The organism is Marinobacter sp. CA1 (genome assembly GCF_020546665.1).
GTDB lineage: Bacteria > Pseudomonadota > Gammaproteobacteria > Pseudomonadales > Oleiphilaceae > Marinobacter > Marinobacter xestospongiae.
The window spans coordinates 3,078,379-3,102,213 of sequence record NZ_CP071785.1; the positions used below are offsets into that span (position 1 = coordinate 3,078,379).

At 55.5% G+C, this 23,835-nt stretch carries 17 protein-coding genes; 4 read left to right on the forward strand and 13 right to left on the reverse strand.

From position 1 onward, the window contains the following. The first annotated feature begins 19 nt into the window (after positions 1-19). The 3 genes from J2887_RS14020 to J2887_RS14030 are packed head-to-tail and all read left to right on the forward strand — an operon-like array spanning position 20 to position 3,385. Complete coding sequence (locus tag J2887_RS14020) at positions 20-1,936, forward strand: hypothetical protein (protein WP_227171727.1); 1,917 nt, start codon at positions 20-22, stop codon at positions 1,934-1,936. Beyond that, a complete protein-coding gene (locus J2887_RS14025; RefSeq protein ID WP_227171728.1) occupies positions 1,936-2,994 on the forward strand; it encodes a glycosyltransferase family 2 protein in 1,059 nt (352 codons plus the stop codon). The genes J2887_RS14020 and J2887_RS14025 overlap by 1 nt, the downstream gene beginning before the upstream one ends. After that, positions 2,981-3,385, forward strand: a complete 405-nt coding sequence (locus J2887_RS14030; protein ID WP_227171729.1) for a GtrA family protein — start codon at positions 2,981-2,983, stop codon at positions 3,383-3,385. The genes J2887_RS14025 and J2887_RS14030 overlap by 14 nt, the downstream gene beginning before the upstream one ends. A 30-nt stretch (positions 3,386-3,415) precedes the next feature. Here J2887_RS14030 and J2887_RS14035 read toward each other — a convergent pair whose 3' ends face one another. The 13 genes from J2887_RS14035 to J2887_RS14095 all read right to left on the reverse strand — a co-directional run bounded on the left by J2887_RS14035 (position 3,416) and on the right by J2887_RS14095 (position 23,435). Further along, the gene (locus J2887_RS14035; protein ID WP_227171730.1) at positions 3,416-4,216 is read right to left on the reverse strand and encodes a SapC family protein; all 801 of its coding nucleotides are present in this window, start codon (positions 4,214-4,216) and stop codon (positions 3,416-3,418) included. A 96-nt stretch (positions 4,217-4,312) separates the two neighbouring features. After that, positions 4,313-5,008, reverse strand: coding sequence for a DUF1566 domain-containing protein (locus tag J2887_RS14040; RefSeq protein WP_227171731.1), 696 nt, complete (start codon positions 5,006-5,008; stop codon positions 4,313-4,315). Positions 5,009-5,322: 314 nt separating this feature from the next. Beyond that, entirely contained in the window at positions 5,323-6,078 is a 756-nt protein-coding gene (locus J2887_RS14045) for a SapC family protein (protein WP_227171732.1), read from the reverse strand. A 90-nt stretch (positions 6,079-6,168) separates the two neighbouring features. Next, entirely contained in the window at positions 6,169-7,791 is a 1,623-nt protein-coding gene (locus tag J2887_RS14050; RefSeq protein WP_227171733.1) for a DUF4214 domain-containing protein, read from the reverse strand. Positions 7,792-8,102: 311 nt separating this feature from the next. Then, positions 8,103-9,719 (reverse strand): DUF4214 domain-containing protein, encoded by a 1,617-nt coding sequence (locus tag J2887_RS14055; RefSeq protein ID WP_227171734.1) that lies wholly within the window; start codon positions 9,717-9,719, stop codon positions 8,103-8,105. Between the two features lie 153 nt (positions 9,720-9,872). Further along, positions 9,873-10,973: a DUF4214 domain-containing protein gene (locus J2887_RS14060; protein WP_227171735.1), complete on the reverse strand. Its 1,101-nt coding sequence runs from the start codon at positions 10,971-10,973 to the stop codon at positions 9,873-9,875. Between the two features lie 566 nt (positions 10,974-11,539). Beyond that, positions 11,540-14,896, reverse strand: a complete 3,357-nt coding sequence (locus tag J2887_RS14065) for a DUF4214 domain-containing protein (protein WP_227171736.1) — start codon at positions 14,894-14,896, stop codon at positions 11,540-11,542. A 452-nt stretch (positions 14,897-15,348) separates the two neighbouring features. Further along, complete coding sequence (gmd, locus tag J2887_RS14070; protein ID WP_227171737.1) at positions 15,349-16,368, reverse strand: GDP-mannose 4,6-dehydratase; 1,020 nt, start codon at positions 16,366-16,368, stop codon at positions 15,349-15,351. Between the two features lie 189 nt (positions 16,369-16,557). After that, positions 16,558-17,892 carry a glycosyltransferase family 4 protein gene (locus J2887_RS14075; RefSeq protein WP_227171738.1) on the reverse strand — a complete coding sequence of 445 codons (1,335 nt, stop codon included), beginning with the start codon at positions 17,890-17,892 and terminating at the stop codon, positions 16,558-16,560. A 531-nt stretch (positions 17,893-18,423) separates the two neighbouring features. After that, positions 18,424-19,737 carry a TolC family outer membrane protein gene (locus J2887_RS14080; protein ID WP_227171739.1) on the reverse strand — a complete coding sequence of 438 codons (1,314 nt, stop codon included), beginning with the start codon at positions 19,735-19,737 and terminating at the stop codon, positions 18,424-18,426. Positions 19,738-19,741: 4 nt separating this feature from the next. Next, complete coding sequence (locus J2887_RS14085; protein WP_227171740.1) at positions 19,742-21,247, reverse strand: HlyD family type I secretion periplasmic adaptor subunit; 1,506 nt, start codon at positions 21,245-21,247, stop codon at positions 19,742-19,744. 2 nt (positions 21,248-21,249) lie between these two features. Next, the gene (locus tag J2887_RS14090; protein ID WP_227171741.1) at positions 21,250-23,001 is read right to left on the reverse strand and encodes a type I secretion system permease/ATPase; all 1,752 of its coding nucleotides are present in this window, start codon (positions 22,999-23,001) and stop codon (positions 21,250-21,252) included. Positions 23,002-23,174: 173 nt separating this feature from the next. After that, positions 23,175-23,435: a hypothetical protein gene (locus J2887_RS14095; protein WP_227171742.1), complete on the reverse strand. Its 261-nt coding sequence runs from the start codon at positions 23,433-23,435 to the stop codon at positions 23,175-23,177. Between the two features lie 190 nt (positions 23,436-23,625). On the opposite strand from J2887_RS14095, the gene J2887_RS14100 reads away from it, so the two are divergent. After that, positions 23,626-23,829: a hypothetical protein gene (locus J2887_RS14100; protein WP_227171743.1), complete on the forward strand. Its 204-nt coding sequence runs from the start codon at positions 23,626-23,628 to the stop codon at positions 23,827-23,829. Positions 23,830-23,835 lie beyond the last annotated feature (6 nt).

The following is a 23,835-nucleotide window of genomic DNA, read 5'->3' on the forward strand; positions in this document are numbered from 1 at the left end:
CTCGTAACAGGTACATCAGGTGTTAGGTAAAGGAAAGGACGCTCGCTGGCCAATCACCGGCGGCATATTGCTGTTGGTTATTGTTCAGGTCACCCAGTTTGCCATTGGCTATCGGCTCACCGCCGACGATGCCATGTTCCTGCAGTATGTCTGGCAGGGATGGGACCATGTCTGGGCTGAAGCCGCACGGATGGCCGAATTCAGCGGTCGAATTGGTCACTACCTGATGACACCGCTCAATGTCCTGGGCGCCCTCTGGGCGGGAGATCCGGTCAGCCGCTGGCTGATGGTGCTGGGGCATTTTGGGGTGATGGCCCTGTTCGCCTGCTATTTCAGCGCCTTGGTGGCGCGAGGCAGTTGGCGCGTCTGTGCATTGTTGATGCTCACCTTCCTGGCCCTGCACCCGCTGGCCTATGAGCACATGCCGCCAAACGCCTATCCGCTCCAGAACACGGTCCCGTTTGTGACTGTCCTGTTTGCACGGTTACAACTCTGGCGAAGACCGAACCTCTCACTCGGTGCGCAGTTCGGCCTCTGCCTTGTCAGCGGTCTCGCCATGCTGGTCAGCGAGTTCGTGTTCCTGTTAACAACGGCCTTGCTGGCCGCCGAGCACCTTGCCAACACGGCCTTTCCCCAGCCGGCCTCACCACAGCAACGCCTTTTGGGGATTCCTGTGCGAACTCGCGCCCTGGTCCGGGACCTCGTCCTGGTCATCACCGTATTCGCCATCTATCTGGGCTACCGCTTCCATCACCCATCCCAGTATGAGGGCAATACCCCGAGCGGACTGGCCCATCCCTATCGGTTCTGGCTGACCTCGGTCTATCACGTTTTTGCCGGTACCGCCTTCTTCCGACTGCCAGATATCGAACTGGCCTCCGTGGCCCGGTTCAGCTGGGCCATCGCCACTATCGTGGGCATTGTCAGTGCCACCTGCTCAGCCTGGCTGCTCCGCCGGCTGCCACTTCGCTCGGCCAGGGCAGCCTTGGCAATGATGATCATTGCCTGCTGCCTGATGCTTTACATCGCGTTTCCTTTGGCTTCAACCGCACGCCAACAACTCTGGTGCCTGGAGCTAGGTACCTGTGGCTATCTGGATAGCCGGGTTTCCTATCTTGGCATTGGCGCCATTGCCTATGCCCTGGCGATCTTGCTGCTCAGAACCGCCGATGGCCATCCCCGGCTCAGACGGGGAATCATCGCCCTTATGGCTCTGTTCATTGGCGTTGCCGCGGCCATGAACCACGCGGCCAATTCGCGGATTGCCGAAAGCATGGCCCAGCGAGTCCAGCCCTGGCAGCAGGCCAACCAACTGGCCTGCCAACCACGTAGCAACACGGCCCTGACAACTCAGGAAATGGCTGCCATTGACCCAAACAACCACGTAGCCATGCACACGACCATGAATCCGAGAGTATTCTGGCTGCAGTACATCAATGACCGAAGGGCCTCAGGCGGCTGCGAAGTCGATCAAGACCGATTACCGGCACTCACCGATCCCTCCTACATCAGCTTCGGTGAGGGATCGCCTGTGCCCGACGGTACCTTGGCCAATGGCTGGTCTCACCGCGAAAACTGGGGCGTCTGGAGCGACGGTCAGGCCTCGGTGCTAAGACTGAAGGCCGGCCAGGCTCGCCCTCGAACGCTACGTATTCGCTTCCAGCTCTACTGGGGCCCTTCAATCGACGAACAGCACCTGCAAGTGGACATCAATGGCCAGCCCTTTGCTCAATGGCCAATGACCCCCAATGCCCAGAACTGTTGTGTTCGGGACATCCCGTTGTCAGAGGAACAAATAAACAGTGAATCTGGCCACCTGGATATTCGCCTGAACTACAGCAAAACCCGTAATCCCGCGTATCCCGGCGAGGGAGCAGACCCCCGACACCTTGCGCTGGGACTCCACTCCCTGGAATGGATAGAAGAGGAACCATAATGTCGGCAACGAGCCCAGACTCGGTCACCATCAGTCTGGTGGTACCGGTATTCAATGAAGAAGCCTCCATCCCGCTGTTCATTGACGCCTTCCTGAACGCCCGCAGCGCCTGGCCGTTCCACAGCGAGGTCACCTTCGTGAACGACGGCTCATCAGACAGCTCACTGGCCCTGATGCGGTACTTTGCCGCACAGCATGAGTTTGTCCACTATGTGTCGCTGTCGCGAAATTTCGGCAAGGAAGTTGCCCTTTCCGCCGGCATGGACCATGCCCGAGGCGACGCTGTCATCCTGATGGATGTGGATCTCCAGCACCCGTTCAACGCCATTGAGAGCTTTGTGGATGTGTGGCAGAACGAAGGCGTTGAAATGGTCTACGGCGTGCGCAATCAGGACAACGAAGAAACGCCACTGAAACAATGGACGTCCCGCCAGTTCTACCGGTTCTTCAACATGATGGCACACACTCCCCTGCCGGAAGGCGGTGGCGATTTCCGGCTGTTGGACCGCCGTGTGGTCGAAGCGCTGCGCAGTCTGCCAGAACGAAACCGCTTTATGAAAGGCTTGTACGCCTGGGTTGGTTTCACGACCCGTGCCGTACCCTACCAGCAGCCCGCCAGAGTCGCTGGCACCACCACCTTCAACTACTGGAAACTCTGGAACTTCGCCCTCGATGGCATCGTCAGCTTTTCCACCTGGCCATTGCGGGTCTGGTCCTACATTGGTGTTGGTGTCGCCCTGCTGGCTTTCCTTTACGGACTCTACGTGGTGCTCAGCACCCTGCTCTGGGGGAGCGACGTGCCAGGCTATGCCTCACTGGCCGCCGGCGTGATGTTCCTGGGGGGGATGCAACTGATGTCCATTGGGGTGCTGGGTGAGTACCTGGGACGGCTCTTTATTGAATCCAAGGCACGCCCTCTTTACATCGTGGCGGAAAGCAGCCCTGCCAATCATTCAACCCCGGTTTCTACGGATGACAACCGCCACGCCCAACCAGCCAGCCCAGCCGGCAAGCAACCTGTCGTTAACAACAGTGAAAAACAGCATGCAACTGAGTAATCTGCGTGAAAGATGGCAACCTCTGGCCGCGCAATTGATGCGCTTTGGCCTGGTTGGCCTGGCCGCCACGGCAGTGCATCTTGGCATGGCCTGGTTGGCCCTGTGGCAGTGGCCGGGCGCCTCCCCCTTCCTGGTCAACCTGGTGGCATTCCTGGTGGCCTTCCAAGTGTCGTTCTGGGGGCACTCCCGCTTTACCTTTCGTCAGAGTGGAAGTCCCTGGCGATTCTTTGCGGTCACGTTGGGGGGATTTGGAATCAATAACGGATTGCTCTGGGTATTTCTGAGCCTGGGGATCACATCCGCGTTTGTGTCGATTTGTCTGTCGGTACTGCTGGTACCGCTGTTTGTGTTTGTGGCCTCGCGCATGTGGGTATTCTCAGGCGCCCGGTAGAGTCGGGCGCCTGAGAAGGCGACGTCCGGATTAGAACGTCAGATCATCGTCATCGTCGTCAGCAAACAGGCTTTCTACATCAAGTTCGTCTGCAGCAGCGCTCTGACGCTTGGCTTCCCCACGTAGATTGTGAAGACGGGCGACGGTCTGCAGCCGATGCTCTGACAAGAGCTGTGAAAAAGCTATCGAAAGTGCACCACTCCTAAGCAGTTTAACAACCCGCTCAGGCTCCAGAGCTTTCAAAGCAGCCTCATCAATATGATAAAGCCCCTGCACATCGTAACCGGTTTCACCTTTCGCCTTCCTCGCTGAAATTTCCCAGGGCACGATCAGGCCCTGTTCGGCAAGCAGGGCAACGGCCGCATGGGTTACTTCCTTACCTTTCTCGAGTTGCTCAAGAAAGTTAACAAGGTGACGGGTTTTCTCGGTAGGCTCTCCATCTGGACCAAACAGGGTTGGCGTATCCGGACCAGCCTCATTTTCGAACGCTTCGGCCTCTTCATCAACGCAAACAACCCGCCTGGAGCCACTCTCATCAGGAATCAAACGGAACGGATGAGCACGGTACCAAGCAGGCTTATAGCCTCCAATCCAACGTCCGTCCGTATGAACGTATACGTTCATGCCTGGTTGCAACGCCTGCAATGCCACAAGCTCAAAACCTTGACCACTGGGCGCATTTACGAAGGCCAGAGGCATGGTAGGCAACACCCGCGGTACTTCTTCGGCAACTACGGGCACGACTGCCTGTTCAAGCGCATAAGCCGTATTGCTGGGGCGCACTCCAGCACTGCGATGGGCCGATTTACTCAATGCAACGTAATGGGGCATGACTACCTCTATCCTTCATTAAATTGGCGCAGATCATAACATATTCGCCCAGGCTCCCCCTGACGGCATAAGTCAACGGGAACCCGGGACCGCACTCTATGATTCGTTCTGTTTACGTGGGCGAACCCCGTTAGCCGCGCTGGGCTCGTCGCCATCCGCAGGATCACGCACAACGATCAACCGGTATGGAGAAGACTCACTATTGAAATCACTCGCCACACCACTGACGAAGTTCAGGCCCAGTTTGAGCGTCTCTGAGTTGGGGCTGTCGTCGCTGGTCCATACCGTGACCTGGCCGATGTCCGGGAATGCCTGAGGATCGATGGTTGGGCTAAGTGTAGGTGCACCGCAGCCTTCAAAGATATCCAGCTCACCAATCTGATCCGGCCCATTGTGCAGGTTGTTGCAGTAGACCAGGGACTTCAGCTCATCCATCGAGGCCAGACGAAACCCGTCGTCGTCCACCAGCCCCATGGAAGCATCCCAGGTCACCGGCTTGGCACTGCCCTCACAGCGTCCCAGGTCTGCACTCCAGGTCTGACCGTAATGGCAACGCTTCCACGCCAGGTTGGTTTTGGTATCCAACACAATGGCACCGTCTTCTCCCAAGACCTGGTAGCGCTCACTGATCACCTCTCCAGTAGCGTCCGGTAACGGGGGAAACTCCTTGAAATCACTGTCGTCACTGGACGAACTGCCGCCACCGCCACAGCCAGCCAGAGCTAACGAGCCAACCAAAGCACCCAGCAGCAGCGGACGCCCGGGCAAAGAAAACGCACGAACTTCAAACATCGGAAAATCCTTTCTGGAATAGTTATCAGGTTTTTATTCCTCAGTAACCGCAGAACCCCAAGGCCAGGAAAAAGGTCACAGAGTGAAAATCGCGCGGAAAGCATACCCTCTACAAAAAGCGGCTGTCGCTTACAGAGTCTCCATTGTCTTCACCGACTGAAGGTAATCCTATCTCTCCGAGAGTACTTTAAGGCCCAAATTTAGAAGCTACAGAGATTGCTGACTCAAGAACGGCGGTGCTTTCGCATTTGCAAAAATGCTGTGTGTCAGCAGTATGTGCAGCCAAACAAAGTCAAACTTCTGCAACTTGCAGCCTATGAGTCAAAACTCAGATTTCCGTCCTCTTCACCAAACAGGTCATCCAATGAGAACCGTTTCTCGTTAACCGCATTCATGGGAAGCGAAGCCCGTTGGGAAAGCTGTTTAACCTGGGACATTGAGAATAACTGGGCGTAAGCGATCTGGATCGGCGCCCCCCTTAACGCCGCAAAAGCGCTTTCATCCAATGCATTCAGCGCGCGTTCATCGATACGCTTCAGGCCCCTCACCTGCCGACACACCCCACCAACTGGAACGTCCAATACCCAGTCCGTCAACACACCGGCCTGCTGAAGCGCTTGACAGGCATTTCCGGTGGCCTGCCGATCAGAGTCACAGTGCGTAAGAAAGGTGACGACATCCGACACCTTCGCACTCAATACACCTTCCTCGAACAGAGGCTCACCCTCTGTACTCAGATGCCCCCTATCAATGGCCAAGACCTTTCTACCCATCCCATCGTCAATCAACGCAAAGGGGTGAGAGCGAAACTCCGCTGGCACATAACTGGCCAACCAGCGGCCATCGCTGTTCAAATAAAGGTTCTGGTTATTCTCAATACCCAGTATCGCGACGGGAAAGACAGCGTCCTCAAGCGCCAAGAAGCCAATCACATAGTGTGGCAACATCGCCGCCAACTCAGACAACAGTGCCACCGAAACAGCACTCCGCTCCGTATGGTAGAACCCTTTTCGCGGAACATGCGCCATATCGCCATGAAGACTCCGAGATACTGCCACCCACTCAGACATTTAACCTCCGTCTTATGCAAAAAACCCCTGGCCTAGACCAGGGGTTTCTCGTTACCTATACAGAATAGGCTGGAACCAAACCAACTCAGATCAGGCGATCGTAAAGTCAGCGGCAACCAGGGTGTCTGCATTGACGGTACCAACCGTCACGACGCCGCCCGTCCAGTCGCCGTCGGCATCGTAGTAAACGGTTCCGGTGTCAGAGGCCACAGCCCAGTTTGCATTGGAAGCTCCGCCAATATTCATCGCCGATGCCCCCAAGGCCGCAGCGGTATCAAGCACCAGTGTTTCGCTGCCATCCTGGCCAGCGACACTCAAAGCGATTGCGGCAACGGCACCTGCAACACCTCCGAGTGCCACGGTATCTTGTGCAGACACAAAGCTGTTCACCGTTACACCGGTATCGGAACTCAGCAGCGCGAAGGTGTCATTCGCACCATTACCTGTGACCGCAGCACCGTTCATTGTATCGACAATGATGTTGTCACCACCGCTCGTATCAATCGACCCTGTCAGAGTGTTGTAGTCTGCAGCACTCAGGGTTGTTTCGCCGTCAAAGAAAGCGATTCGGGTAGCAGCGGCATCAGCGCCCAACTGGTCAAAGGTAACGACCTCATTCAAGTCTGTCGCCGTGATTGTTGCAGCGTCGTTAAGGCCATTTTTATTTGCAGCGCTAGCATCTTGCGCCGCAGTAATAAGGTTAGCGGAAGTGCCTTCGACACTGTAAGTCGTCGTGCCGGTGTTGGTCGCGTCCGCAATCGTTTCAGCTTGAGCCAAATTTGCAGCATCGCTAGCAGTAACATTGGTAGCACTATTCAGAGTGCCTCCCGCGGCTGCCAGTGCGGCGGCCGTGTCGTTCAGATTGTATGTCGTGGTACCGGTGTTAGCTGCAGCAACAAGGATGTCGCCTTGAGCGACAGTGGCAGCATCAGTAGCCGTCACGTTTACAGCACCATCAACGGTATTGGCGGCTCCAGCGTCAACCAAATTGGCCACAGTGTCGCTCAGGCTGTAGACATAGTCAGCGGAATTCTCGGCGCCCGCGATAACAGTCATCGTGTTGGCATCGGTTACGTCCGCAATAGTCGCTGCAGCGTGAACAGTCGCGATGTCAGAGATTGTGTAAGTATCAGGCAGATCCGTCGCGGCCAGTGCCTGCTGCAACGTAAAGGAATTGTCATCCCCGTTGTCGTCGCCGCCATCCCCTTGATCATTCGGATCGTACAGATCGGATGGTTCTTCAGCGGAATCCGCTACAGAACCACGAGTAACCGCACTAACGGCAGCGGCGGCGGCGGATGCACTGTAGTTGTCATCACCGTCCAGGCCATCCAGGTACTGAGTGGCAGCCAGAAGACGACCATTGATCACCAGAGCGTCATTGGAGTTGCCGGTTTCAGCACGGGCACCGGCCAGCAGGCTCGGGATCAGGTTGCCCAGATCAACACGACCGGCGTTCATTTCATTCAGCCAGTAATTCAGGCCAGTGTTGTCCGGCAAGCGGCCGAACAGGTTCTGGTAGGCATTAACCAGAATAGCCGTGTTATTCACGCCAGCGATGCGTCCAACACCACCCAAATCAAACATGATTTCTTCAGCGATAGCGGACAGCTCAGTGCCGCCCTCCAAGTCTGCCAGCCAATTTGTCAGCTCTTCCGGGGACGGGGCCCGGCCAAGGGTTGCGGCTACCAGTTCAATCAGCTGCGCTCTCATAATCTCTCCTAGACATTCAATAAACCGGGACTAAGCCACCCCCGGCGAACAGGTTGGTGATGACACCAAAATTAATCAATGTACGGTCTCAATACAACCGGGACAACAGCGATAATTGTGATATCTCTGTAAACATTCATGGTTTTGGCGTTCAATGACCCTGGTACACAGGCGACAGGGGCTTGTGTCACCAATTCAGGGCCTTATCGGCAACATTGTACACACTACAGGAAAATGTGTCCCCAAGTTACGACTCAGGTCATCCCAAAGCCTAAGCGGTAGATGGAGTGTTGTCGAACAATGATCTGCGCTCACCCCAGCCCGGCACTGGCTTCCGCTAACCATTCTGTGGAGCCAACCAGCGAAGCTTCCATATCCAACTCATTGGTCGACAGCGGTGCGCCAAAATCCAGGACACCGATCAACTGGGCATCGGCATCGAAGGCCCCGGCCTCCCCTTCGTCGGCGCGAGTCGACGTCACATGGAAAATTTTGTAGGTGCCTGCATTATCGTCACTTTCCACGAGGAATAGGTGGTTGTTGGTGTCGCCGTAAATGCCACCCAGATAGCCCGCCATTGTCGAATCGCTATTCCCGGCATCGTAACCACCAAACTCGGCAATGTTGGCGGTATCACCGTATGCAGCCGTCCCATTGAGCAAAGCAACCAGATCCATTGCATCCAGCCCCTCCCAGTCTTGCCCGGCATTCTCCCCGGCGCCCTGGAAAGTAATGACAGACACTGTATTGCCGATCAACTCTTCGGTCTTGCCAACAAACTCCACGGGAGTACGAGACATGGGCTGACAAACAGAGTCCAGCTCACCCCGGGTAACCAGGTAATCGCTAAAATCCAGGTGATCGATCCCTGGCACGCTGTTGCCAGCCTGACCATCGGTGTCCTGTACGAAATTTCTGATGGCGACCTCACCATTGCCGTAACCTTCATAGACAAGCCTGATCTGCTCTCCCCGGCCGAAGTCCAGATCCAACGCCTGATCGACAAACTCACCCAGATACAGGGTATCTTCAGCAGGATGCTCTGGCAGTGGATCATACACTGGCCCAAAGATCTCGCCGGTCGGTTCAAGATCAAAGGTACCGTCAACCAATCCATCCTCAGAAGCCGCGTACAGTACAGCGGTGTTCTGGAAATGCATCGCCACGGCTCCCCTGCTAAGCCCCTGTACACCGTCTAGCTCCAGATAATGACTCCAGAAATCCAGGCCATCAGGATCCGGCTCACGACTCAATAAGTTTTGGTAAAGCATCTTGACGAACTCGGCATTACTGAGCTCGGAACTTCCAGCCGCTAGATCATAGCAAAGGCTCTGCAGACCAGAGCAATCATCAAACACGGCTTCAAGCTCGGCCTGGGTGGGCGGTTCGCCAGTCAGGGCAACGTACGACCGAATTACCGCGCGCTCATCACCACTGAACTCGACCACATCGCCATCGCTGAGCATGGTTTCGATTTCAACAGAATCGTCGTGAAGCGATCTGAGACCGCTTTCGGTATCTTGACCACTTCTGAGGTCTGCCATGGCCGAATCAATATAGCCAACAAACGCCCCGTCAACGGGGTTCAACCCTGGCGTTCCGTCCACCAGCCCTGGCTCATTGGCTGCATTGAGTGCGGCTGAATTCTGAAACTCAGTCGCCAATTTTGATTGACTAAGCTCGCCCCCATTCATCAACGCTGTCCAATACTCAAACCCTTCCGCGTCAGGCGCTCTATTCAGCAACTGTTCGTAAAGATCGGTCAAAAAGGCACTGTTGCTCTGCGCGGGCCTGGCACTGATCAACTCTGAGGATAACGCCCTGAGCCCGGTATGACTAAACGCAGCCTCAAACTGCGCTTGAGTGGGGGCTTCGCCTGTGATGGCAATATAAGTGCGGATAACCGCGTGTTCACCAGGGTTAAACATCTTTGGTTCCCTCCTTTAAGCCGCTAATCCCGGCTATCGTTCATTCGTCCATTGATGACGGTAGGTCTTTTGTTCGAAAAGAGCGTCCAGTTACTCTGAACGCTCAGATCCGACTTCTCTTTGAACAATTCAATCAAACAGCGAGCGCATCTACTACCAACTGCTGGAGCCCATCAACGAGTCTTCCATATCAAATTCATTGGTTGATAGCGCGCTACCGAAATCCACGACACCTATTTTATGGGCCCGCGCGTCGAAATCACCGGTCTCATTCTCTGCCATTCCGGTTGAGGTGACGTGGAAAAGCTTGTACTCGCCAGCATTCGAATCGTTCTCGACCATAAAAATGTGGTTGCTGGCGAACCCGTCACCCAAGGCATCGTTATCCGCATCATAAGCATCAAACACCACCAAATTGGCAGCATCACCGTAACCAGCCACTCCGTTCAACAGCGCGACAAGATCATCAGCGGCCAGGTTGTCCCAGGTTTGGCTGTCGCTTTCACCCGCCCCCTGAAATGTCACGATTGAAACGGTATTACCCTTTAAACTGCTGGCTGAACTTTCGAACTCCACCTGCATGAACTCGACCCGACCTTCACCACCCGGCAGCAGAGTCTCGGAGGTAAGGTAGTCCAGAAAGTTCAGGTAGTTCAAATCAGACCGGTCGCTTCCGGCCTCACCGTCAGAGTCCTGTACAAAGTTGAGAATTGTGACTTGGTTTTCGTGATCACAACCACTGAAGCTCAGCCCAACCCGATCATCCAGGTTTCTATAGTCTGCGAGGTCAACCACCTGTTGGCCCGCTTGAAATACCTTGACATCTCCCAACCCCGGCCCTGGGTCAACCGCTATGTCCCCGTAATCAAGCCGAGTGGGGTACAACCAATCGGTATCTACCACCAACCCCGGTTCCTGATTCGCGTTCATCGCAGCGGAATGCTGAAAGTGAACAGCCAACGTCGCCTGATCCAATGAATCAGAACCCGATGCCAGCAACGAAGACCAGTAGGCCAGGCCCTCAGCGTCCGGAGCCCGATTTAGAAGATTCTGGTACAACTGGGTGACAAACTCGTCGCGCCCCATACCGGCACTGCATTTGGCCAGATCCTGGGCACGACTCCATAGATCATAGAACCCAAAAGAGAATTCTAGCTGGGTTTGGGTTGGCGGTTTACCGGTGAGCGCAATGAAGGTTCGAATGAGTGAAAGCTCGGGGTGACTGAACTGTGGATCAAGACGGCTAGATAGCATTGGGGTCCCTCCCTGGGTGCCCAGTGTTTTTGTCGGGGTTAACTCCATTGATTAATGAAACAATCTGTTACGTATTAAACATCCTGATCTTACACCGTTACGAATAACAGATTCAACGGATCAGTCAATGAGAACTTCCTAGCCGTCAATCGCTCAGTTAGATGCCCTCTTTAGCCGCAGTTCGGCGCAATTCCCATTGGATTCTACGAATCAAGTAGGATGAGTAGTTTCCTCCCTCGCCCTCTCGCACCACCAGGCATGCGGTTCCGTATAGAGGCAGTTAACGATTAGCGTTGAAGCCGAGCTATTGTATCCAGCCATCCAGCGCCTCCTGTGTTTTCCTTCAGATTCCACCTCGCGATAGACATCCTTGCCGACCGGTTAGTGGTTTCTTTTTGGGCTTATAGGGGGCTTCCCCCCAAAGTCGTCCAGCCAACTGGAACAGCGCCCGTCAAGGCGCTACGCGCCATACCTGGCGCACCAACAAAAAAGGCCCCAGCTTACGCTGAGGCCTTTCGGAACACTAACTCAATGGAGGAAAGATCTCCTCACATTACCTCAGTAGCTTAGGCCACCAGGTTGTTAGTGAAGGTAGCTGCATCAAGCTCATGACCGAAGTCGATGACACCCAGCAGAGTGGCTGAGCCGAACTGATCTTCAGTCGCAGCACCAGCAGTAACAACGTCAGTAGTAACTTCGTACACACGGTACTCACCGCGGTTGTGATCGCTATCAACCAGTACGATGTTCTTCATGCTGTTGCCAATGAAGGTCGCGCCTGCAGTCTGTGCGTTAGCGTAGGCATCAACCTCGGTGCGGGTGTTGTTAGCATCAACAGCAGCGAACCCGCCGAGAGCAGCCCAAGCATTCGCATTGCCGTTCAGAGCGTTGATCAGGTCAGCACCGCTCAGTGCATCCCAGGTCTCGTTCTGTGTAGCGTCTTCAGCGAAAGTCAGGATAACCACCTGATCCGCGTCGATAGCATTTGCCTGTGCCACTGCATCACCGAGGTCAGCAGTCGAAGCACCGCCAGCGGTACCGTTAGCGCTCACATCGATCTGGCCAGTCAGGTAGCTGTTGAAGCTCACGAAGTCGCGACCGGTTTCAGCGCCATCAACGAAGTTCACAACAGTGTTGTGGCCAATCGAAGAGCCGGTTACAACCAGCGTGTCGTTGCTATCAACACCGGTGCCCATGACAACGACGTCGTTACCAACGCCCAAGTCGATGACGTTGTTACTCTCAACACCACTGTCCGCACCGGCCAAAGCGTTGCCGCCTACGTCAGCCAGATCAGAGTTGTTGTTGCCAGCGCCAGTGCCACCTTTGCTCAGGCCTTCATAACCAGGCGCAACACCACCGTTTACTGCAAGGATTGCGTCAATCTGGCTATCAACCTCAGCTAGAACAGCAGCTCCGTCGGCAAAGGCTGCAGAGCTATCGCCGCTGAAGGCCTGCCACGCAGTGTTGATCGCGCTTACCTCGGTGCCGGTCGGTGTAGAGTCCGGGTTATTCAGGTCAATACGCAGATCGCTGTCGGCAAACGCACCGTCGATTTTGGAACGAACAATCAGAGTATCGTTCGGACCATCAATGGCTTCCAGCAGCTGGCTCAGAACGGCGTCGCCGTTGATCGCAGTTTTGATCGCTTGGTTGATATGACGTTCGGTGGCTGCGTAGTTCGCGCCAGTCGGCACGTCAACAGTGGCCTCGAAACCATTTTCCAGAGCCAGAGCCTCACCTGTGGTGATGTTCATGGCAGCAGCCAGAGCAGCACCAGACAGAGTAACCGTCAGCGTGGTGTCGTACAGGAAGTAAGGACCAGACTCGCCGGTGGTACCCGGCAGCGGGCTACCAGTACCACCCAGCAGTTGACCCAGCTCTTGGGTTTCTGAGTTGAATGCCCAGATAGCTTTGCTGGAACCATCAACAGTACCAACCGGGGCACCCGTCGCATCGCGCGGAATGTCCAGACCCAGGAACTCAGCGGTTTCAAGGCCAGCAGCAGTTGTTACGTCGAGGGTAAAGTTCTGAACACCAACGTTGTCAGTGTACACAACGTCGTTGCCGGCACCGGTCAGAATGGTAGCGTCGCCAGCACCCTGAGTTTCAACAACGTCATTACCGGAACCAGTGTTGATCACGATGTTCTTCTGATCCTTCTGGTTGGAGTACCAGTTGCCAGGTGCCACATCGTCATTATCCAGAACCAGAACAATCTTATCATTGCCGGAGCCGGAGGTGATGCTCAGCGCAACGTCTTCGTGGGCAATAACCTGCTCGCTGAAAGACAGGAACAGCTGGTTGTCACCGTTACCCAGGTTGTAAGAGAAGGTCTGGTTATCGCCAGCCGGGTTGTCCTGGCCGTCACCCAGGTTCAGATCGCGAGCTACAACGTTGTCAGTTACTTCAGCGTTGATGCGAACGTTCTGGGCGAACTGAGAAGCGTTGAAAACGCGTACGTCAGTGATACCAGCGAACTCTTTACCGGCACGCACGGAGCCGCCATCAACATTCTCGGCAGACGTCTGCTCGATACCCACGTGGAAGTAGTCAGCAGCACCGGTCAGGTTGATCACTTCCAGAGTGTTCAGAGCGCGGTTCTTGAGCGGCTGGGAGGACAGCTCAGTCAGCCATACACCCAGACCCAGTGCGTGGTCTTCTGCTTTGATGTCAAACTGCTCAACACCACGGTCAGACAGAGACTGACCAGAGACGTTTACGCTACCGCCCTGAGAACCGTAACCAACGTTCTTGAATTCCAGGTTGGTGGTAACCAGGTCAGTTTCGGAACCCAGTACATTGGTGTCCTGACGACCAGAGGGGTCAACGTTACGGTCAGAGCCTGTGCGCTCACCGAAGGAGAAGCCGCCACGCTCGATCTGGTTGGCACCAGTTGCGGTGATGACGATCTGGGTACCCAGTACGTTTGCGCCTGTGGTTTCCAGAGTGTCGGCATCAACCTGTTGACGGGTGAAGTCAGCACCCAGATCAACCGATACGTTTTTCAGGGCTTCGTTGTCTTCTGCCAGCTCAGTGATACGAGCTTCGATAGCAGCTTCCAGCTCTTCGTAGGTAGTTGCGTTCAGAATGTCATCGGAACCAACAACCACTTCCTCACCGTTCAGACGGAAGCTGAAAGACTGGATAGCAACCAGGCTCAGAGCCGCGTCTTTGTTGTTGGCCTCAGCCATACGGTCGATAACTTCGATGGTCAGCGTGGTGCCCAGGTTGGTTGTCACGTTGTCCAGGATCGGAGACAGGAAGTAGGCTTCGTAATGGCCGTGGTCTCCCAACTGGTTCTCAGTGCGGAAGGTGTAATCACGGGAGATGGAAGCAGTGCCCTGATCAATTGCGTTCATACCCACGTTGTAGATTTTGTGGGTGTTGGACATGTATGTGTCGGCACCGGTCTCATCGCTGACTTCACCAGTCTCGTCGGACTTGGTGTGAGTCCAGCCCGTAACGTCTGACGCACCCTTGGTGGTGTCAAAATCGAACCTGAAGTCGAGGACAGGCGGCGGCTCAACGATAGGACCGTCAAATACACCATCAACAGAGGTAAGCCCAGGAGTACCGTCAACCAGACCTGGCTCGTTCTCAGCGTTCAGCGCCGACGCATTCTGAAACTCAACAGCCAGACGGGCTTTACTCAGCTGAAGCTGACCAGCGCTGGCACTCAGCAGAGAGGCCCAGTATTCCAGTCCTTCCTGGTCCGCTTCACGGCCCAGCAGGTTCTGATAAAGACCTTCAACAAACGCTTGGTTGCTCTGCTGAGGACGACCTTCCAGCAGCTCAGTAGCCAGAGAAGGCAAACCTGAATTTTCTTCGAAGGCTGCGGCAAACTCGGACTGAGTCGGCGCGTCGCCTGTGATTGCAATGTAGGTGCGGATAACACCAAGCTCTGCACTGTTAAAAGCCATGTGCTTTCTCCATCTTTGTATTGCTAATAAATTGATCAATTTATAGCAGGTAAAATAACACGAACCAGCGACACGCTGGGGCCGTGCCATTCTAGCCACTTCACAACAATTGCGCAGATCCCACTGCGCAAGCCCGGATTCTAATCCGTAGCCTTTCTCCCTGTAAAGCCTGAAGCCTTACAGCAATCCGGTGATCGGGTCATGCTAGTGACCGCAGGTGACACTTCCATGACACCTGTAAAGGCCGGCAACCTAACCAACCACCGCAGTTGTCACCTACCTGAAAACGAAAAAACCTGCCATACAGACTACGATGGCATTCATTTCTCAGGCCGATTCCAACCCATATCGCCCAACCACCACCAGTGAATGGCGGGCAATCAGGGAAGCTCCTGTATAATACATACAGGCTGAAAAATCTACAACATACCCCTACTAGCTCATACCGCAATTTAATTTGTAAGGTTATGTAACTCTTTCGGGCGCCATTTTGCTTGCGCAGACAGCCTTTCAAAATCGGCCTTGTACATCTCCTGAATCATCGACTCCAGCGATGTCTCCGGCTCCCAGGCCAGCTTTTCCCGGGCCTTGCCGGCATTCCCCAGCAGCACATCCACCTCTGCAGGGCGGAAGAACGCGGGGTCGATCACCAGGTGCTTGTCCATCTCCAGCCCGGCAGCATCGAACGCAATCCGACACATGTCCCGCACGGTGGTGGTACGGCCGGTGGCGATCACAAAGTCGTCGGCTTCGTCTTGCTGCAGCATCAGCCACATGGCCTTCACGTAGTCCCGGGCATGCCCCCAATCCCGCTTGGCATCGATGTTGCCAAGTCGTAGCTCATCGGCCAGCCCTAGTTTAATGCGAGCCACGCCGTCAGTGACCTTTCGGGTCACAAATTCCAGCCCGCGCAGTGGAGACTCGTGGTTGAACAGGATGCCGCTGCAGGCAAACATGTCAAAACTTTCACGATAGTTCACCGTCATCCAGTGGGCGTAGAGCTTGGCGGCGGCGTAAGGAGAACGGGGGTAGAACGGGGTAGTCTCGCTCTGCATCGGCTCCTGGATCAACCCGTACATCTCAGACGTCGAGGCCTGGTAAAAGCGCGCATTGGGCTTGGCGATTCGCAAAGCCTCCAGCATATTAACCGCACCCAGACCGGTTGCCTGGCCAGTCAGTATTGGCTGGTCCCAGGAGGTTTTGACGAAGGATTGGGCGCCGAGGTTATAGACCTCATCCGGGTCTGCGAACTGCACACAACGAATCAGGCTGGCCAGGTCGGTCAGATCGCCATCCATCAATTCCACTTTGTCGGCGACACCCAGCCACTCCAGGCGGGCAAGGTTGGTATCCGTCGAGCTGCGGCGGGGGGCAAGGCCAACCACACGATAGCCTTTCTCGAGCAACAACTGGGCTAGATAGGCCCCATCCTGGCCGGTAATACCGGTAATGAGCGCGCTTTTGGTAGTCATAGATGTGAGGAATCCGGTTAGAAAAGATACAGACAAGAATCAAGCGCGAGAGCATAGCAAATTTGGTGAGCCGTTAGCAGCATTGCCAACCAAATCTCCCCTTACCATCCTTTTACTAAAGATTAATGACGCCACGCGACACATCCGCCCCAAACCCCGTCGCCCAAACTGATTCAAAGTTGCGCCAGGTCAATCCCGGGACAGCGCTTCCCAGAGCGTTTTCGCGCTTTCTTCCCAACTCACCAGCCCCGGTGGTGCTGGTGCAGGCACCCGGCCAGTCTCTCTCAAAGACCGCCAACGCAAAACCACCTCTTTGATGGATTCCGGCTTCATGCCTGAGAAGTAGATCGCGCCGCCCCCGGCCACTTCCCGCAAGACAGGCAGGTCACGGGAGATGATCGGTAAACCCTGCCGGGCGGCTTCAATCAGCGGCAAACCGTAGCCTTCGCCCTCGCTGGCGCACAGTAGCGCATCGCAAACCTGATACAGCCACGCCAACTGGGCGTCGCTGACGTGCTCAAGCCAGTAAAGTCTGGCAGCAGGCCCGCAGGCCGCCTTGTGTTCCCGCAGCGTTTTAGCCAGCCCGCCCATTTGCGCACCGGCCCGACCGACGATCACCAGCCGGACATCGTCACCGGCCCGCCACAGTTGCTCGAACCCCTGGAGTACCTGCTGATAACCTTTACGACCATCCAGCGTACCGACCATCAATAGGGTCAACGGCGATGAGTCGTTGACTGTCAACTGCGGCAAGGGCACCAGAGCTTCTGAAACGCCTTCCGGATCAGCCCCCAAGGGGAAGTGCCGAACCCAGGGCCTGCCCCCTCTCAGCAAATTGTTTGCAACCAACCATTCACTCACCTCTTGAGCAACTGTCCGGGAAATACAAAGCAGCCCTTCTCCTAGGGTGGCGATGTCGTTCAGCCAAACTTCCATCTCATCCTGAAAGTCTCTCGGAAAATACTGAGGGATCTGGAGGGGCAAGAGGTCATAAACCACAAAAAACCGCTCAACTCCAATCGTCTCCCAGTGCTCGAGTGTCTCCCTCGCCCGATGCACCATCGGCTGGGCCCAATCGAGCCCAAGGAATCGATCACCAGACACGGGCTTCGCTTCTGCATCAGGACGCCAATTCGGCTCCGGCAACGCCAGTCCCAGCAGGTCATGGGTAAATCGGCGGGCGAGGAAGTACCGCCCTTCCCGCTCGTACACGGGCTCCACACGCCAACCGGGAGGCGGCGCCTTCAGGAACTCCTCGGTGATTCGTCGCACGACCCTCTGTATACCGGTTTTTAGGTCCATTCGGACAATGTCCGAGACATCCACAAACAGTGTTCGCAGCACAGGACAACTCCTGCACCGGGGATTTAACAGGCTCTCCAGAACGGCGTCGGCATCTTCGGCGAAAACTGACGCCAAGTGCCCTATCAGGAAGCGAACGGCTCTGTCGGCCTGCAACGGGTCATCAACCAACAAACCACTGGCGCCAGATGCCATGAAGCGGACATCATCCAATGTCGGCACAGAGACATCCTGAAAGCCAGCCTGCCGATCAAACTGCGACCACTCACCTGCCCAGTCGCGCTCAGCCGATAGCGCCAAAACAGGAATACGACGAGAAATAAGTACGCGAACAAGCCAGGATGAATACTGGGACGAATCACCCAGGCAAACCACCGCGGACGCCGTCAAAGGACTGGCAAGAAAGGCCTGTGGTGATATCCACTCAACGCTAACGCCTCTTGTCTCCAATTCATTACGGAGACGCCGAAATGGTGCTGAGTCCCGCTCTTGCGAAGAGCAGCACTGAATGAAAACACACTGGGCGAGGGGCAGATCCGGGGTCCTCTGGGCCGAGAGCAGCTGCTCCACCCCATCCAGATTACTGCCCGAAGGAAAAGGTGCTGTGGCGGACTCCACCCAATCGCGGAGTCTCGCCCTCAGCCATGGAAGCCGATTCACGACCCCCATCAAGGCAGGAAACAGCCAGGGATGGCTGCGAACCCATGTTAAGACCTTTTTTAACATGGCTTGAGATTACGATAACCGGCCAATCTAAAGCGTCAGCCCCTGAAGATCTTCCTCGCTCAGAACCCCGGCAATTTGCTTCAGTTCGAACTGCATGCGCAGGTTCCTGTAGACTTCCCGAACCAGATCCCTTTCTGTACGGGACAGGCGGTTTCGCGCTTCAAGCAGGTCGGTAAGGCTGCGTACGCCACCCTCAAATCCGCGCTCGGCCGCTTCCAGAGACTGGCCTGCCGACGTTCTTGCCGTTTTCAACGCATTGATCTGCTCGTGACTGCCCTGAAGCCCTTCTACGAGGCGGGTAATCTCCACTCTGACCAACTGCTCTTGATGCTGCAGAGCCAGTATGGAGGCCTCTTTACGATAGGCCGCCTGCCGGGACCGCGCAGACGTCGCGCCGCCCTTATAGATCGGGAGACGGAACTGCAACTCAACCCGAGTTTCTTCACGCAGATTGGTCGCGAAGGTGTCGTTTTCGGTGTAGCGCGCGTTCAAATAGAGCTCCGGAAAATGGCCGGCCCGCTCATAATCCTGGGTCTCTTCATTGAACTGAACGTCCGCCCGGGCCACCTTAAGATCGCCCGAATTCTTCAGTGCAACCTCCAACCAGTCGGTTTTCAGCAAATCAGGCACTTGCTGCCACTTGCTTTCATCAACTGGCGCCAGGCTTGATTCTGAGAGATCCAGCCCCGTCACCGCCACAAACTGCTGGCGAGCCGCCAGTAACTCCGTGCGAAGCCCTGCCAGCTCAGCAACGGTCTGGTCCACCGAGGTCTGCGCATCCAGGACATCCGCCCGGGTAGCAAACCCTCGTTCCTGTTTCTTCTGCATCTGCAGCAGTCGACGACGGTGGCTCTCCAACTCCTGCTCGAGCACCGTGGTTTCTCGCTTGATGGATGCCGCAGCAAGGTACGCCTTAACGGCATCGAAACCGGTGTTCACAACACTCAGATTGAACTGCGCCCGAGTTCGATCTTCCCCGGCACTGGCACGACTGATGTTATTGAAGCTCTTGTGAGAGTAGATAACCTGACTGAGACTCACCTCATAACGGGTATGCTCGTCGGTATCTGTTACGGACGTATTAACGTTGAAATCCCGAGTGAATCGGGACTCACCGTAACTGGCTGTTGCAGTAACCTGAGGCAGCACACCCGACCAGGCCTCTCTTGTGGCTTCGCCTTCCGCGCTCAGGGATGCCTGCTCACTGCGGAGTTGGTAGTTATTGAGCAAGGCACTCTCATAGGCCTGAGGCAAGGTGATCACCCCTTGCGCCACCCCCATGCCCGGGGCGGCAGCCAATCCCAGGCACAATAGACTTCTCTGTACGGCATTCTTGAACATCACTTCACTCCTCTCGGAACGCCCGCAGGAACATTCTGGTCATCGGCTCCATCAGGTACTGAAGCATAGTCCGCTCGCCAGTTTTGATCAGGACACTGGCCGGCATGCCTGGCACAAGGTACATGCTCTGCTCTTTCATTCGCTCCATGCCCTTTTCAGTCACTCGAACTCGAGCCTCGTAAAAGCTCTCTCCACTCTGCTGATCAGTAATTGCATCCGCCGAGATTCGCGTCACCTCGCCTTCAATAACCTGGGCCATCTGCTGATTGAATGCTGACAGCTGCAACGCAGCCAACTGCCCCACCGCAACACGGTCGATATCCTGCGGCTGCACCCGCGCCTTGATAGCGTATTCCTGATCTGTAGGCACCACCTCAAGCAGTGGATCGCCTGGGCGCACAACACCACCTATGGTATGAACAGTCAAACCAACCACCGTACCGGTTGCCGGCGAAGAAATTGTTGTGCGTTTTAACGTATCCTCCAACGCAACCTTGCGTGCCAGCAGGTCAGACTTGCTCTGCTGTGCCACCCGAAGTTCCTTGGCAACCTCTTCCGCGTACTGCTGCTTGGCAACCAGCATCTCTGAGCGAGTTTCACCAACCTTGACTTTCAGTTCACTGATCTGGGCAGCAGTAGAATCTTTCTCGCCCTGGAGGCGGAACAACTGCCTTTGCATCTCATTGATTTGCGTTCTATCGGCCAGTTCCTCATCGTAAAGCGCCTGCCAATTCGCCAACTCGTCCTCGTAGCTTGCAATCCGGTTTCTGAGGTTATCCCGCAGCGACTCCAGGCCTCGCATTTGCTCGTTCAGCGCATCGACCCGCTGATCGTAGATGGCAAGCCGACCTTCCAAGCCTTCACGTCTTGACCTGAACAGCTCTTTCTGCCCTGAAATGATGCTGTTGATTGTCGGCTGATCCTGCCTGCTCACAAGGCGCTCAGGAAAGTTGATGGACTCCGCCCCAACACGCTCAGCCAGGAGACGAGCCTCTTTACCCAGCACTTCATCCAATTGAGAATCGACGATCGCCAGATCCGCTTTCGGACGAGTGTCCGACAACACAATCAACGGCTCACCAAGCTGAACCTGATCGCCATCCTGCACGCGAATATCCGCTACGATGCCGCCTTCAAGGTGTTGAACCACCCGATTCTGTGATTCCACCATTACCTGGCCCGTCGCAATCGCAGCGCCATCCAACGGTGCAAAAGCGGCCCAGCCCCCAAAACCGACAAAGGTCACCAGGAGAATAATAATCCCTGTGCGCACCCGAGCCGACCAGCCAGTCGGAATGGCCTTCAATGCATCTTGATCGAGGCCATCGTTCTCACGACTGAACTCCCCAGGCAGGTCAGTTGACTCATCAACCTCTTCCCATTCCTGTTCTTCCGACGCGGCAACTTCGCCCGGCTGCAACTGACCTTTGTCTGCAGAGCCAGAGCGCACTTGCTTCTCGCTTTCACCCACGCCCTCTACACCTTTTCCTGTCTTTTTCTGATCTGACACAATTACGCTCCCCCGCCCTGAAGTGCCGCACGACCGGCAGGCTTATTGCCAATGGCGATTGAACCATCCTGAAGCCCGCGCATGACATCGTCGCGCCCACCAAAGGCAACTGCGCGACCGCCGGAAAGAACCAGCATCTTGTCTACAAGCCGGAGAATTGGCTTACGGTGGGAGATAAGAATGACGGTCACTTTACGGCGCTTAAGCTCCTGCAACGCCGTCAACAACGCCTGTTCACCCTGATCATCCAGGTTGGAATTAGGCTCATCCAGTACAATCAAACTGGGATTACCGTAAACAGCGCGGGCAAGACCGATACGCTGACGCTGGCCACCAGAAAGAACACCGCCAACCACGGATATCTGAGTGTCATAGCCGTTCGGTAGCTGGAGGATCAGTTCGTGAACACCCGCAAGCTTGGCCGCTTCCACAACCTTCCCAGGATCTGGCTGCCCGAAACGGCTGATGTTTTCGCTGATGGTTCCCGAGAACAACTCGATATCCTGAGGGAGATAACCGATGTGCGGCCCCAGCTGGGATTTATCCCATTGATGGATGTCGGCACCGTCGAGCCGTACCGTACCGTTGGCCAAAGCCCAGATGCCCAGCACCGATCTTGCCAGGGTGGACTTGCCAGCCGCACTGGGACCCACAACCGCCAGCATGTCACCTTTCTCCAAAGCGAAACCGACGCCAGACAACGCTGCACTCTGTCCACCCGGAGGTACTACAACCATGGACTCAACGCTCAGATGACCCTCTGGCGCAGGCAGCGGCATGCCAGGCTTTTGGGTGTGATATAAGTCGAACAAGGAATTCAACCGGGTATAAGCGGAACGTGCGCTGCTGAACCCTTTCCACGACGCGATCATCAGATCCAGTGGCGCGAGTGCCCGCCCCATCAGAATGGAGCCAGCGATAACCATACCCGGGCTAATTTCTTGCTGAATCGCCAGATAGCCGCCGAGCCCCAGCATCAGGGACTGAAACAGCATCCGCAGGGTCTTCGAGCTGTTGCTCAGGATACCGGCCCGGTCACTGGCATTGGCCTGGTTGTTCAGGAAACTGAGGTGACGCTGAAGCCATTTGCTGCGGAGGTTGTTTTCCATCCCCATCGCATGAACAACCTCGGCATTACGCAAGCAGGAACCGGCATACTCGGTTGACTGGATGTTCGCCTGGCCGGCTTCCGTCAGCAATTTGCCAGTGAACTTCTCATTGGCATACGCCAGAGCCACTAGGATGATGGCTGCTATGATGGCAAACACGCCATACCAGACGTGAAACATGAACATCACCGCGATGTACACTGGCAACCAGGGCCCATCAAAGAAAGCAATCGGCCCCTGTCCGGTCAGGAACTGGCGAAGTGACGTCAGGTCATTGAGAGGCTGGGCGCTTTGCCGCTCCGGCCTATCAATGGCCTGTCGAAACATGGCGGAGAAAATTTTCTGGTTCATGCTTTGGTCAATGTTGTTACCAACCCGAACCAGGATGGCAGAACGCACCATCTGCAAAAGCGCCAGCGTGATAAACAAGCCCACCAGGATCACGGTCAGCATGATCAGGGTTTCAACGCTGCGACTACCCAACGCCCGGTCGTAGACCTGGAGCATGTAGATCGCAGGAACCAGCATCAACAAGTTGATGAACAGACTGAAGACGCCCGCAGAAATGAAGCCGCTTTTGCAGGCCTTTAAGGCGTCCTCCAGCTCTGTGGCGTCACCTTTCTGGGTGGGTGCTTTCTTAAACATTGGAAGCGATACCGATATGGTTGGTTATAAAAGGCATGAACAAGCCGCCAGGAGGCCCGAGGATTGGAAGGCAGCCATTCTAGGCACCGCCAGAAGGGGTGTCAAACCCGCTTGTGACGCGGCCTGCAGGCACCTGAGAATTACAACCAAACGGGCAAAACCTGACAGAAAATTCATAGATAGGGCCAGAGCAGAATCACACCGAGGCCAATCCCCAAACAGTTGGCGACAATGTCGCCCCAACTGAACCCGGCGCCATAGAGAGCGTCCCAGGTTTCCTTGACCAGACCGATCAAGAAAGTGACCAGCACCGATAGCCAGATTGAGGTCCAGGGCAACATGCTTTGTACCAGAGCGAGACTGATGATGATGTGCTGCAACTTGTCTGGCTCATGAAACCAGGCGATCAACCGGTCTCGAATGGCTCTACTCATAGTACTGCGCCTTGTCGATTGGAACCCCCTACGTGGTTGCCCCACGCCCTGATTGCAACCCCGGCGGAGAAAATTTTGTTTTGTTAATGGGCCCGCACGCCTTGTGGTACTGACCGCTGCATTCTGTATAATCCTTGCTTTTCGGCACGACCCGGCACAACAGAAACCAAATCAGCGGATTTGACGTTATATGGAAAAGTTTACTCTTGATGGCAAGACGTACTCCCTGAGCGACCTTCCAGAGGAAGCCCAGCGCCTTGCCCGGCAGGCCGCGATGACCAGCGAGTTGATCCAGAAGCTGGAAGCGAGAACCGCAATTGCCAAGACCGCACAGGCGCGCTACCTCGACAGCCTCAAGGCCACCATCGAAAACCAGCCTGGCAACAAGAAATAATTGCAG